Origin of the sequence: Pilosibacter fragilis, from assembly GCF_032490495.1 — a bacterium.
Taxonomy (GTDB): domain Bacteria; phylum Bacillota; class Clostridia; order Lachnospirales; family Lachnospiraceae; genus Pilosibacter; species Pilosibacter fragilis.
This window is the reverse complement of record NZ_JAVYJB010000001.1, coordinates 154,849-169,881: the sequence shown is the minus strand read 5'-3', so window position 1 is coordinate 169,881 and position 15,033 is coordinate 154,849. Positions and strand designations below refer to the sequence as shown.

At 48.2% G+C, this 15,033-nt stretch carries 4 protein-coding genes; all 4 read left to right on the top strand.

Going from position 1 to position 15,033, the window contains the following annotated elements; genetic code table 11:
* Nucleotides 1-91: 91 nt before the first annotated feature.
* Nucleotides 92-1,612, top strand: a complete 1,521-nt coding sequence (locus ABCW45_RS00645; protein WP_343219985.1) for a HipA domain-containing protein — start codon at nucleotides 92-94, stop codon at nucleotides 1,610-1,612.
* Nucleotides 1,613-1,986: 374 nt separating this feature from the next.
* A complete protein-coding gene (locus tag ABCW45_RS00640) occupies nucleotides 1,987-4,635 on the top strand; it encodes a transglutaminase domain-containing protein (protein WP_215705292.1) in 2,649 nt (882 codons plus the stop codon).
* 163 nt (nucleotides 4,636-4,798) lie between these two features.
* The gene (locus ABCW45_RS00635) at nucleotides 4,799-6,184 is read left to right on the top strand and encodes a hypothetical protein (protein ID WP_343219984.1); all 1,386 of its coding nucleotides are present in this window, start codon (nucleotides 4,799-4,801) and stop codon (nucleotides 6,182-6,184) included.
* A gap of 130 nt (nucleotides 6,185-6,314) precedes the next feature.
* Nucleotides 6,315-14,993 carry a zinc ribbon domain-containing protein gene (locus ABCW45_RS00630; RefSeq protein ID WP_343219983.1) on the top strand — a complete coding sequence of 2,893 codons (8,679 nt, stop codon included), beginning with the start codon at nucleotides 6,315-6,317 and terminating at the stop codon, nucleotides 14,991-14,993.
* Nucleotides 14,994-15,033 lie beyond the last annotated feature (40 nt).

Sequence of the window (15,033 nt, the reverse complement as noted above, 5' to 3'; positions counted from 1 at the left end):
CACCTGTTACGAAAAGAGTGATTTACATAATCAGACTATAATTTTCCAATTCTGTATGGTATACTGTATCATATCGAAAGGAGGCGAGATCGTGAAATATTACTTGATGAATAAGAATGCGGAAGTAGGAACCTTTGAACTGCGCCACGGAACATTCGGGGATGAATTCCGATTCGAGCACACCGGAAAATCTCCTTTGCCAATCGGGTTTGATTATATCGAAAAATGGATTGAGAACAGAAAAGCATCGAAACACAATGCCCATTTAAAGCAGATTATGGCGGACTGCGGCTGCGATAAAACCGAAGGATTTATCAAAATCACTCACGCTGCTTCCATCAACGATACATTTTGGATCAAATCGGAACACGAAAATGTTTCATGGGAACGGATTTCATTTTACCGAAACCCATTTGACGAAACAATTTCAAAAATGGCGTTTGAGGGAATGGGGCTGTATGGAATCAAAATGAGCGAAACCAGCCCAGAACTTTCCACAGACGGGAGCTTTCGGAAATGCTGGATGCGGGAAGATAATGGACAGATCTTTCTGTATAAGCGTGGCAGTGATGGGGCAAGGAACGCCGGATTGGAACCGTATTGTGAGGTTATGGCATCGGAGGTTGCACAACGAATTTTAGGACAAGATGCCATTCCATACCAGCTTGTGCGTCTGCACGGGGAACTGGCCTCGAAATGCCCGTTGTTCACAAATGAAACGTATGGCTATGTTCCAATTTCCAGATTTCCGATTAACCACAGCTCTCCGGAATCCCTGATGCGTTTCTATGCGGAGCTTGGGTCGGAAACGTTATTCCGGAAAATGATCGTACTGGATTCCCTGACATTCAACGTAGACCGACATGCAGGCAATCATGGCGTCCTGGTAGAAAACGATACGCAAAAGCCGATCCGTATGGCTCCGGTATTTGATCTCAATTTATCCATGCTCCCATACATCGAAAGAAGCGATTGGGAACATATCGGAACTAAAATGAGAGATTACGGACCAAGAATCGGCGAAGATTTTACCAGAATTGGACAGCAGGCAATGACATCTGAAATCAGGGCGATCCTCATTGGCATGAAATCGTTTCAGTTTTCTTTCCGTGGAGATGAAAAATTTGAGCCGGAACGTGTAAAACTGATGGAGCAGATGATTCACAAACAGATTGAAGCGCTTTTGAGCCGAGAAGTGTTATACACCAAAGATGTTTTTGTACCGGAACATAGTCTGAGCGAGGAACAGGAGAAACCGTCAACGAAAACAGAACCGGAGCGGCAGTCGGCAGATAAGGAAATCCTGGCGGAAACTCTATGGAAAAATCAGCACCTGGATCAGTGGTTTTCCGGGTATCTTTTGGAGGATTCCGACAGAAAAACAGAAATGATTTTATACTCTGCACAAAACCCACGGGAAGAAGTGCATCTCGATCTTTCAACCGGCGAAACAACCCTGTTCGTGGACGAGGAACCGATTAATGCGTTTGAAGCAGCAGATGAGCACGAGGAACTCTGTGCAGCCGCAACCAAGGCCGAAATTGCATATGGACGGGAACTGGAACCTGAACGGACAGAACAGGAAAAAATACAGGCACAGGAACAGGAATAATTTGCAGTAACCATAAAATTTCTCTGTAAATATTCTTTTTCACTCAAAAACATTAATACGCTCTATGTTTGCGGTTTTTCACATTTTTTCTTCCATAATTATAACGTAGCAATGAACATTCCATCTACTTCATACCACCACCCCTATATAAAAAATATGGCGCGTTCTTTACTACTCTTTATCCTTTCTTTTTATTTAATCAGCGCGAGGATTCCCATGATACCAGTCACAGGAAGAGCCGCGCTGATTTGCTGTTTTGGGAAATAATGCAAATTTTCATATCCGCAGATTCACCAAACAATCCTGAAATGATGGGAAAGGTTATAATATACACATGAACAGAAAAATAGAAGCAAAACAAATGGGAGGTTTTTATGAGAAAAAGACAACTGTACAAGCGGGCGATGATCATGTCGCTGGCAGCGGCAATGACAGCCGGTTCCGCCACCACCGCATTCGCAGGGCAGTGGCAGCAGGATACAAAAGGATGGAGATTTCAGACCGGTGTAAATGCATACCATACAAACGGCTGGCAGTGGCTGGACGGAAACGGGGACGGCATTTCTGAATGCTATTACTTCGGCTCGGACGGTTATATGGCTGCGGCAACCACGACCCCCGACGGATATACCGTAAATGCAGACGGTGCGTGGACGGAGAACGGTGTTGTGAAAACCCGCGATGACCGGATCGCGGTACCGAATGGAACGTGGATTTGCGGTGAAGGCGCAAATGCCGGCCGGTGGTGGTGGAAGAACTCTGATGGTTCCTATCCAAAAAGCGAATGGAAATGGCTGGACGGAAACAATGATGGTATTGCCGAATGCTATTACTTTGATGCAGACGGTTGGTGTGTTTTAAACGGAACCACACCTGACGGCTTCACCGTAAACGCGGATGGCGCATGGATGGTGGGCGGCACTGCAGTCAAAAGACCAGCCAAACACGGCTCTGCAGGAGGCCCGGGTGGTGGCACTGGTACAAGCACCGCAAGCAAGGGTTCCAGTGGCGGCGGAGGCGGCGGTTCCTCACATGGCAGTGGCGGTGGTTCATCCTCTGGAGGAAGTTCATCTTCCGGAAGCAGCTCCTCCGGCGGTAATTCAGGCGGCAGCGGTTCCGGTGGTTCTTCATCTGGATCAAACACGAACACCAGCTATGTCCATGATGAAAATTATGGAAATCTTGGCAAGATGACTGCTTCCGAATGGGCGGAAACCAAAGCGGCCATTCTTACATTCAAGGATGAGAACATCGCGGATGACATGACTGACTTCGAGAAAGAAATGAAGATCATCCAGTGGCTTTCTGAGAACTGCGTATACGAACAGTCGGAAGACTGGACCATGGCAACCGCTTACAGCTGTATCATCAGCGGCAAAGCCATGTGTGATGGCTATGCGGACGCTTTCCTGCAGACTGCAAAGCTTTGCGGGTTGACCGTAAAGTTTGTGGAGAGACCGGGACATTCCTTCAACGCAATCAAGCTGGATGGTCATTGGTACTGGGTGGATGTGACATTTGCAGATAAAGAACATGCAGGAAACTCAGTTCCTGGAGGCTCCGCAACCGGTTCCATCCCGGTAGGAGCGACCTTCATTGAGTGCGGCGCTGTCAATATGACGGATGACCAGGTGAAAAACGTAGAAGGCAGCCGGGATAAATACAGTGTAAGTCTCAGCGCAACAGCAACCACATATGACAGAAATGCGGTATATGACTATTACAAATACGGCCTTATCCCTGGACACAATGACCAGAAAATCGCAGAGGCGGATGCGGCAGTAGAAACCACGATTGCCTCCTATAAAGCAGATGGGAAGCTGGCTGTGGATTACACAACCGTGGATGAAACCGTTGCGAAGATCGTGGCATACCTGTCTGACCGGATCGACCATAAGCAGGCTAATTACGGTATCTGCGTGGTCTTTGCGAATGAAGCAGACGCAAAGAACGCATCCAACATTGCTTCCAAGGTCAATAAGCAGATCAATGCAAAATACAGCAGCAAAGACATCAGCTGGGCATCCGGCATGAAATTTACGCTGCCGGAAGAAAATTACTACACCACAAAGAAACTGGCATATACGAATGGCACCATTCCTTACGGAAAAAATGCAGTCGGATATACCATCCGGTTCGTATATGATGGATCAGAGATCAGTTCCGTAACCGGAACAACCACAAAGAACCAGGTGATTGAGGACTGGAATATCCCGGACGGTTATGAAATGGATAAAGTGGAAGTAACAAGCGGAAGTGGTTCTGTTTTAAGCGGCGGCACCATTCTCAGCGCAAGCGAGGACGGAACGGTCTTTACCGTAACCCTGAAAAAATCCGGAACCGATGATTCCAAAAAGGATGATACTCCGGTAACCGAGCCGAACTACACCATTCGGTTCGTATGCAACGGAACGCAGGTCGGAGAGGAAAAGACCGGCTATGCAAAACCGAATACCTGGGTAGAATATGGGATCCCGGAAGGATATAAGTACAAGGAAATGTCCGTGGATTCCGCTAAGGGAAGCGGTAATGGCACACAGTTCATTCTGTACCAGAGCGGTGTTGTCTTTACCGTAGAATTGTACCGCCTGGATGATGCGGCAGAGGAATACTGTTACACCACCAGATACATGTATAACGGTCAGCTGATTGCGGAGCTGAACGGCACCGGCAAACCGAATGCGACCATCTACATCCGCCAGTTCGAGACCATGGACGGTAAAGTATACATTCCGGTCGGAAACGGAACTGCGGGCTGCTACGTTGCAAAGCTGACAAAGAACAATATGGTCTTTGAGATCGAGACAACCATGCAGGAACAGGATGACGAGGTGGAGCAGACCGCGGCAGCTCTGATAGATGAAGCGAACAATGATGAGGCTGTAGATAAGTCAGTAGACGTAGACACAGATGCGGATGCTGAGGAAGAAAATGTCAAGGAAACATCTGAAAAAACAGAAGAGCTTGAGACGGATGATATGCAAGAAGAAAGTGGTGTAGTCGATATTGTGGAGAACATGTAGATATCTTTTGATCCGTATTCCTTCTCCATCGTTATCACACGCACATGAAAATAACGCATATTTGGATATCCGCAGAAATCAAATAGCTTGCCAGAATGATTGCCACACGCTATAATGAATGCATAAATAAGAAAGTAATAATTCTTACATGGGAGGATGCAAAATGAGAAAACGATTTTTAAAAAGAGCAACGGCTCTTGCAATGGCAACAGCTATGGCAGCCGGTTCCGCGACAACTGCATTTGCAGGACAATGGAAACAGGATGCGACCGGATACAGGTGGGATGAAAACGGCAGCTACCCGAAGAATGAATGGAAATGGCTGGATGGTAATGGGGACGGCATTTCCGAGAGTTATTATTTCGGTGCAGACGGTTACCTCTTAACCAACACCACAACCCCGGACGGCTATACCGTAAATGCAGACGGACAGTGGGTAGAAAACGGTGTGGTAAAAACACAGGGGGCTGTAAAAAATTCTGGAAATTCCGGAAATAGCGGTACCCCGGCAAAATCCAACGCGAAGCAGCACAGTCTTGTAAGCTATATGAGGGATGTCGATAAACTTGAAAATACCACAAAAGTAAATCCAGTTGGAACAGGACTGGTATATCCAACACAGAAAGTACAGGCAGGGGACAATCTTTGGTGGGAAAATACAAGCGGCGGTAGTGAATATATTTTATATTATTATGGTCCAAGAGGTGATTATAAATCTGCCGGATATACAGACAAAATGTATATGAATGCACAGGTCTATCCGACGTTTGATTCCTGGACCACGCCGGCCGGTGTAACCATTGATTATCTTGGACGTGTTCTGGATGATAATGGAAAAATCAAGACCGCAACAGCGGAAGAAATCGGCGCCACCTATGCTGGCGGCACGGTACGTGATGTGACGTATGATGCGAATTACCCATTGAAAAGGGTGGTGGATCTGTATGCGTTAAATATTGAAAATCTTAATGCAGACAACTGGTATACAGATGAGAAGAGTCATCATGATTTACGTGGGCATAATAGTTTTATCGTGTCCCCTAATAATGCATACATTATCAGCAAATTAACTGGGCAGACCAATACCATGCATGACGACAGCTGGTATTCAGAAGAAGAAAGAAAAGCTCTTAACGATGTTTGTGAAGTGTTGAAAAACTGGCTGAACAGTTTTGATTTCGAGCACGCTACGGAACCGGAAAGACTTGCAAAGATCCAGGAACTTTTAAGGGGTTCTCAGTATGATAATGAAGTAAAGAATAATCCAAGCCTGCATACATATAATGCATACCATCAGGTATTACTCAATAAAAAAGGAGTCTGCATTGATTATGCCAATACCGGACACTTACTTGCAACACTGCTTGGTTTAAAATGTGCCATTGTCGGCGACACTGTACATGCATGTTGGATTGTACAGGTAGACGGTGTACCTCACATGGCCGAAAATGGTGGCATTAATCTGACCGATGACTGGCGTGAAACATCGAAACTGGGAACCAGACAATCGTACAACTACAATTTCGGCGAATACATCCATTACGAATAGAACCTTTTTAAAGAGCCTTCCTAATTGGGAAGGTTCTTTTTTTGTATACAAACAAAAACACTAATATAAAACCGAATTCGTATGTTTTCCTTCCATAATTAGCCTATAAAAAAGAAAGGAAGGAGAATCTATGCAAAAACATAAAAAAAGGAACTGGAAGCGTCCAGTTGCCGGACTACTTGCGGTATTACTCGCGGCCGGTACGATTGACATCAGCCAGTTTGCATCACTAACATCATATGCCTACAGCAAGGATTATGGTATTTGTACAGACAATCATCTGTACAGCGATGCAGGTGCTAACTGTAAAGCAGACCAGTACGTGTGCGTAACAACCCTCACCCAAGGTCTTACGCATGGATCGGATGACTGGAAAAAAGCGATCGAGTTTAATAAGCAGAAGTTACTGGAAACGATTGGAAATGGCGATGAACGTATTGTTTTAAAAACCTTGTGGGCCGCTATCGCAGCAGCAACAACAACCGGAACTGGCGGGTTAAGTGATGATGCTATTGCAGAAGCAAAGTTCTGGGCAAATGAGATTGAGAAAAACGTAGGAGATTCTATTAGGCATAATTATTGGGATAATATCCCAACCAGTTTTTCGCCGCTGACCGAAACGGAACTTGGTATCGTTCGCCATGGTGCAGCGGGCGAAGCGATTATTCAGAGAGATCCACTTTTAGCAGCATTGTGCGATTACGATTACCTGTTTCCTGGAAACGGTCAAAGTTACATCAACGATCGCGGCACTCGTTGGCTCCTGCCACGAATGGGTACCGGCTGGCGTCAATCCTACACAGCTGACGAATACGGTGAGGGTGGTTATGCCCAGTGGCCGGTTGATATGCAGAAGCACATCGTTTCTGTTCCGGACGGTCAGGAAGTAACCCTTGAAATGGTACAGCAAAACGCTCTCGCTATCAAGGATAACGCGGCATATTACACAACCGGTAAACTGGATAGCAAAAAGAACCTGATCAAAAACAGTTCCGGCGATTCTTCCAGTAAGCCTGGAAGGGATGATGGGGATGAAGATCTCGACAATGACGTGGATGACTCTAACGATTCCGATGATTCCGGTTCCTCAAACATCAAAAAAACCGGCCAGAACACTTATTACATCAATATGTCCGAATGGTTCTATAATAATGCCGCATCATTAAAATTGTGGAACGGACAAATGTGGCAGAACCTTTCTGTCCTGGATCAGACACCTGTGCAGATCGGCAGCTGGACCATACAAGGACACCCGGCATCCGGAGACACGGCCCCGTATTTCGAAGCAACCTATAACGGTAGCGGAGCGGCGCCGGCACTTTATGGTTATTTTGAGATTCCAAAAGGATCGTTTGTATCCGTTGAGGACACAACCTGGGATTCTCCGTTGGATTTTGCTGCGGATATCATGGAAGTGTATAAATGTGCGCTTTGCCCGACAAACCGCAGACCAACCGATAAACACCAGACATTTATTAAAATACATTCACTCCCATTAACAAACACCTACCCGTGTTTCGTCCTTGGCGCAAGCACGGACCCAGTTCCAGTGGAAACCGATCTGCATTTCTGTGTATTCCGTCACCAGGAAGACTGGCAGACCGACTACAACGTGCAGCTGGATAAAAAGGATTATGAGACAGGCGAGCCGCTGGAAGGTTCCGTGTTCAACCTGTACGAGAAATTCGACGATCAGGACGAGATTAATACAGACAATGACGGCGCTGTTCAGCTTTACGAAGGATCTGAGTCCGGCGAATATCCGGACAATGACTGGCAGTCCGGGTATACCTCGTCACCGGTTCTGTGGGATGATTTCCGCAAAGTAAACTCCTACACCACGGATGGAAACGGCCATATCGAGACGGATGTACCAAAAAACTATCATTATGAAAAGACATACTGCGATGGTCACCCGGCACCGAAATTCACGGCGGTTCCGGAACTGGAATCCGATCCGGAAACCGGAGAGGATAACAGCGACGAAGTGAAAGCAGCAAAAGAACAGAACCGTGCTGCAGCTAAAAAATGGATCGGTTACTATGAAGGTTGCCAGGAAAAAGCAGAAGAGCGCGACGGTGTTCATTTCCACTGGCTCGGTGATGGTGTGGACGAAAGCAAGATCCGCGAGATTGCCGGAAGCGGCGGAGACGAAGACACCACACCGAACGGCGGACCGACCGAATGCTTTGATAAAGAAGCGTCCTATGAAGGTTCCGGCTGTAAGCAGGATACTGAGGACACCTATGACAAGTTCATTTCCTTAAAATATACCTACACATGGAAAGAGGAAAAAGCCAGAGAGGGATATATCGTCCATGACACCCATACGGATGATGTTCTGATCGAAGCGATCACCACCGATTCTTCCCAGAACGGCGCAAATTCCACGTTCGCGATCGGCGATGAGAAATACGACAAGTTCATCACCATCAATGACAGCGTGAATGCACCTGTCAGCGCGGGTGGAGATGATGAAGGCAGCACTACCATGCTTTCCCTGTTGTCTTCCGCATTCGCGGTGGATACGGATGAAACCGATGATAACAGTGCGTACATGCTGGAGCCGTATATCCGCGAAGATTACGGTTTTGAAAAGACCGGCTTCAGTGCTTTTAAGGAGAAGATCCTCGACGCAGTCAAATTCCTGACCGGTTCCTTTGCCACCCCTTCCAACGCAACGGATTCCGAAGCAGAAGAGGATGAGGACGACAACATCACCGTCCCGGATCTCGACCTGTTTGGAAAAGCAGAGAATGTCGGCACAGCAATCAAAGACGGTGTTTCCGACCTGCTGACAATCAAGGCATATGCGGCAGAAGGGACTTCAGCAGAAACAGAAGAGATCGTATCTGCAGAAACCGAGACGGAAACTGCTGAAGGAACAGAAACAGAAGCAGAGACAGAAAGCAAAGAAACCGAAAAAGAAAAACAGACAGAAGCATCGGTAAGCAGCGAAACAACCGTTGCTGTGGAAAAAGAAACTTTCGCATCTGCGGAAACACAGGCGCCGACTGAAGAGAGTGCAGAAAACAAAACATCGGAAAAGAAATCCTTCCTCGCTTCCATTCTGAACTTCCGCGGCCTTTCCGCAGAGGACAGCATCAGCCTCGCATCCGATGACGATGATGACGGCGATGGAGACGGCGGTTCGGACGGTTCTGCAGATTTTGAGTCTGTATTTGAAAAAGCATTTACCGATGCACAGACCGATGATTTTGCAGTGGAACTTGGACCGGAAGATAACTGGTCCCATTGTGACGACCGCGACGGCGAAGGAAACGCATGGCGCGTTTACGACCATCGTACGGAAGGTGAGATTCACTTCAATAAACGTGACCTGAACCTTGACAATGCACAGTCTGAGCAGTTCGATTCCTACGCCCAGGAAAACGGTGACGGTTCCCTGGAGGGCGCCGTATACGGTCTGTTTGCGGATGAAGATATTGTGCATCCGGACGGCAAGACTGGCACGGTCTATAAAGAGGGCGATCTTGTGGCGGTTGCAACAACCGACCGCAACGGCGATGGTTCCTTCATGGCCTATACGGAAGCGCCGGGAGTGGTGTACAACTACAAGACCGGTAAGATCGAAAAAACTGCCTGGTACGACAGCGCGCCAAAGAACCGTTTCCGTGAAGATGCAAAGCCGATCGAAGAAGAAAACCACGCAGTGGTCAACGACTTCCATGACACCAGCTGGACAGTGGATGACTACACAGATGACAAAGGAGAACACATTATCGCCGGCCGCACGGAGCGCGTGTATGACGCCAACGAGGAGAATAACGGCAACAGTTGGATTGGTAGACCGCTGATTCTCGGTAAGTATTATATTAAGGAACTTTCCCGTTCCGAAGGATACGAGCTGTCCGTAAACGGCAAGGCAAATGCCTATACCAACTATGATCCGGAAAATCCAGATTCCGTTTATGAAGTCAACCGCGCGGAAGATGGCAAGGGAACCGTTTCCGTATCCAGAAACCTTTATATCAACGGACAAGAAGCAATCGGCGCGGAAAATGAGCCATTCTTTAATGTGACATCCGATGGAACCGTAGCAAATGGAGGATTCGATATTGTGGTTTCCAAAATGCCGCAGGGCACCGAATTCTATCGCCAGGATTCCCTGTCTACGCAGGAAACAACCAAGCAGCAGATCGGATGGGAAGTAGTCAATAAGACGGATGCCAACGGTAACATTATTTATAAGAGGGCGTCCTCCGATACATCTGACCCGATCTATGTCGGCGATGGAACCTACACGACACTGACCGAAAAGATTCCGGCAACGATCGGAGCAAATAATGTGGCCGTGAAGAAAAAGAGAACCTTCAGCCAGGAGAAGATTGATAACTTCCTCCGTGGAAATTCCGCAGTAAATCCAGACGGGACTGTGTATTATCCGGATCAGGTACGTCTTTCCAGGGTATGGAGCTCCAATGACTGGGGACTCATGAAAGCCAAACTGGAGACTGCGATCCGCGGCGGCGGAAGCGTCACAACACCATCTACCTATGTAAACGGCAAGAAAACCTTTTCATCGGAAAACTATTCCGTTTACTCCCGCGGTGTCCGCAAGGGCGAAGTGGATATTTACGGTGTTTCCGGCGTAAACCCGGGCGAAATTGCAAAGACGACGGCATATGGTCCGCAGATCGTAAAGGTCACCATTAGTAAAGCGGCAAACGGACAGGCTCTGACCACGGAAGATATGATCCGTAACCTGATCCAGTACTACATTGACAATCCGCAGTATAATTTCGGCGGACTTGACAGCTACAAAGAGCATTCTGACCGTGTGGATCTCTATCTGTACGCATCCGATCTCTACACAACGGATGGTGCATTCGCAACCGTATCGGATGACGGCAATGGATACGACATCTATGTACGGAAAGAATTTGTTCCGGATGACACAAACTTTGAGCCGTACTATGTTTATGTGAAATATACCGAGGATGGAAACGAAGATGATGCGTTCGGTTACTACACCAACTTAAAGACCGCGACATCCAGCTCCTACACCTACTTAAATGCCATGTGTACACCGGACTCCGTTGTGAACGGGGATGGAAGCATCATGACCAAATATGCAACCAGACCGAAGTATTACAAGAAAGGCGAATTCGTATATGATAAGGATGGCAACAAGGTTCCGGAGACCGAACGTGTACCGAAATACGGCGATGTGACATCCAATGTATTAAAAACCCAGTGGGCCAAACTGGACGCCGCTTATGATGCAGCAACCGGAAACTATGTGATCCACATCGACATGCCGTACACAGATTCCTACGGAAACGTACAGACCGATGCAGATAAAACACTGGACATCGCACTGAAGGCGGTATGCCCGAAAACCAAACATATACTGACCCAGGATGACTGGGAGGCGCTTTCCAGGGATGACCAGGAACGCCTGCAGCCGGGCGATCAGGTATCCAGCGGATTTTATGAAGTGGAAGCATTAAATGCCAAGGCTTCCGTATATCTGGACTATGCAAAGAAACAGGAAGCAAAAAAAGGCACGTACGTGGTTGAGGCCGAGCTGACCTATCCGGGGCAGGATAAGACCTTCCAGGATGGAACCGGCACACCGGGGCATGGCACTATTGAGACCCCGATCCCGGTACAGGAGCGTCCGATCCGCCAGAAAGTCAAAGTATTCAAGGATATCCAGACCCTGGCAGAGCCGAAGAACGTATGGTACTGCTTAAACTGCGGCACCGAGAACGAGGACGGTAGGGATACCTGTGAAACATGCGGCCATGAGCGTACTACGGAAGAGACAAAAACCATCAAGTATGCACATGATACCTATTCCGCCGTGCATTTGGAAAACATTTCCGCAAAGAGGGATGCCGGACTTTACGACACCGTAAAAGACTGGCTGACGAAATTGATGGGCGGCGAAGTGGACGGGGAATCCGCAACAGATATCCCGAACTTCCGCTTCAAGGCATACTTAAAGAGTAACCTGGAACGCCTCTACCGCGATGAAGATGGAAACATCGTCTGGATGGACCGCAACGGCAATGTCATGACTCCGCAGTACGAGGATACAAACGGCGATGGAAATTACGACACCTTTACCTGGAAATATGCGGATGCCTACACTGGAAAGACCGTGAATTTCCCGGAAAAGGACAAGACAAACGGTACGGCGTTGGATTCAGCCAACGTCCAGAAGATCTACACGGAGATTCCGCATAAGGAAGGTTCAAAGACCACTTCCGCAAGGGCAAACAACGTGTGGGCCGAGTACGGAAACCCGCAGACTGGCGGTTCCTATGAGATGGGCGAAAAAGAAGAATTCTCCACATCAGAGCGTACGGATGCGGCAGGCAACCCTGGTGATGCTTCCGGCGAGGCAGTAAGAACGGGAGCTTCCCTGTACCAGTACACCGGAAAGAATACCGATGTGGCAGAAAGTGACCGTATCCACGATACGGAGAATGCCGCAAACAGCCCGACCAGACTCCTGGAAACCACGCTCCATACCGTAGAAGACGGAACCGGAACCAGGGATGTGGAAGAATATAACTACGAGAAATTTTTCGACGCCGTACAGGCAGCCAATACCGACATCTGGGATGACGACATGCATTCCACCTTTACGGGCAATGGCATGGCAAACTATCCGGAACAGCACTGGTTTGAGACATTCTATGAGAAGTACCAGAAGGATGACACAGAACCGGGACATACCATGGAAAATACGGACGGTACTGATCAGGACGGCACAGCGGGCGGAGACCATGATACCTCTTTCAAGCCGTTCCGCTGGATCCGCGAGAAAGTCTTCGGTGACCGCGCGGATTATGAAAAGTATCCGGCAGAGCAGAACGGTGTCAACATAGAGACTGTGATGAGCACTTCCGATTACGCAAGGGCCAATGCCGAAGCATCCGATGCGGTACGTCAGTTCGCAACCAAATGGTATTTAAAACAGGAAGCCGCGAAGTTGATGACCAATAATGGAAACGACGAGAATATTTCTGCGGATAACGACGGAACCATTAAATATGATGAGGAAGTTTACGACCACGCTTTGTTTGAGGCGATTGCGAAATCCTACAACTACTTAAAGCCGTTCTACACCTACGACCTTGACACCATTTACAGTGTTGAGTGGGACAGTGCGGAAAACGGTGGTTCTGATTCCGATGTAACGACCTTGTCCATTGATTTTGATGATGGAGATGAGCACAGCGCGATATCCGCATATCTGCCGTATGGTACCTATGTAATCGTGGAACAGCAGCCTGCAAGACGGGACGGTTCCGTAAATGACTGGGAGAACAGAAGCTACAGCATCGAGAAACCGAAGGAAGTCCTGGTACCGAGCCTGTATGACGCAGGAGAAAGCAATGATACCACGGATAACTACAACGCACATTACAGCTACGATGAGACCATGCCGACCGAAGAACAGGCAAGGGCGGCCAATTACATGATCCGTTTCGGCGAGGAATGGTCTGATGAAGCGGCGAATGCCGGACAGGATGAACGCCACTACGTCATCCGTGCCCACAACTATTACGGTGATTACGAGATTTATAAGTACGGTCTTGATATTGACCTGTTAAACAGTGGGGAACGCGGTTATGATGGCATTCATTATGGGGATTCATTCCTGCATAACGGCTGGAAATGCACCCAGGAAGAGACTGATCCATTAAAGGACTATTACGACACGGAACACCGCGGCGAAGCAGGAACCGCAAAGATTGGCACGGAGAACGGTGGGAATAACGCTTCCGATTATATGGCCATTGACCGTACGGACGGAGCGGACACCGCAAACGGAACGAACTATGACGGGAAAGTGCTGCAGGATCGTTTCTTCTACGCGGGCATATCCGAAGACCGTGGTGCCGCCAATGATGTCATGTACAAGGGTGGACAGACGGATGACAACAATGCATCCGGTATGCAGTGGAAAGACGGTGTGGTTTCCATGACCGGCGAGCTGACTGCTTATTCCGGACGCTATGCCCAGATGCTTGTACCGTGGACCGTAACGGAACCGGCAGATGCAAAAGCCTATGATGCTTCCAAATTCAACGGTTATGCGGACATCAATGAACGGAATGGTTTCTTCACCACTTTCCTGCGGATCAACAAGACGGACTCCGAGACCGGCGAATACATTCTGCACGATGATGCGATTTTCGCACTCTACGCAGGAAGCCGCTACCAGAGTTTTGAGGAGATCGAGGAAGATGCGAAGCTTATCACGGACACAACGGAGCGGGAGAAGTTCCTGGCACAGTTCAAACCAGGCGATGCAAAGTTCTATCTGCAGGATACCATGATCGAAGGCAGTATGGAGTTCTTAAAAGCCATGGGTGCCCATGACATCAAGGCAGCAGCAAGAGGAAGAAGTATCGTGGAAACCTCCACTGGGGCCGGCGAGACCTATACTGGTATCGTTCCGAAAGGAACTCCGATCTGTGTGGAGAGCGAACGCATCATGCTGACGGATAAAATCGGAAACCGTACCGGTCAGATGACCGTCTACTCCACCATGAACGACGTGGAAGTGACAACGGAAGAAAATGCAGATGCAAAAGAGTATGTAAACCAGAATACCGGTTATTTTGTAACACCGCAGCCGATCGGGGCAGGCGTATACGTTCTGGCCGAAATCAAGGCACCGGCGGGCTACGTCAGAAGCAAACCGGTCGCATACGAGGTATATTCCGATAAAACCAGCTATTACGTGGACGGCGATATGTACAGCAAGACCGACGCGGTACGCTACGAAGGAAATTTACTGACAGACATCAATTATAAGCATTAAAGAAAAACCGTCCGGCGTGGAAACATGTCGGGCGGTTTTC

Excerpts from the sequence above, each read along its gene's own strand:
- ABCW45_RS00640 (WP_215705292.1), top strand. The coding sequence starts at position 1,987 with ATGAGAAAAAGACAACTGTACAAGCGGGCGATGATCATGTCGCTGGCA.
- ABCW45_RS00635 (WP_343219984.1), top strand. The coding sequence starts at position 4,799 with ATGAGAAAACGATTTTTAAAAAGAGCAACGGCTCTTGCAATGGCAACA.
- ABCW45_RS00630 (WP_343219983.1), top strand. The coding sequence starts at position 6,315 with ATGCAAAAACATAAAAAAAGGAACTGGAAGCGTCCAGTTGCCGGACTA.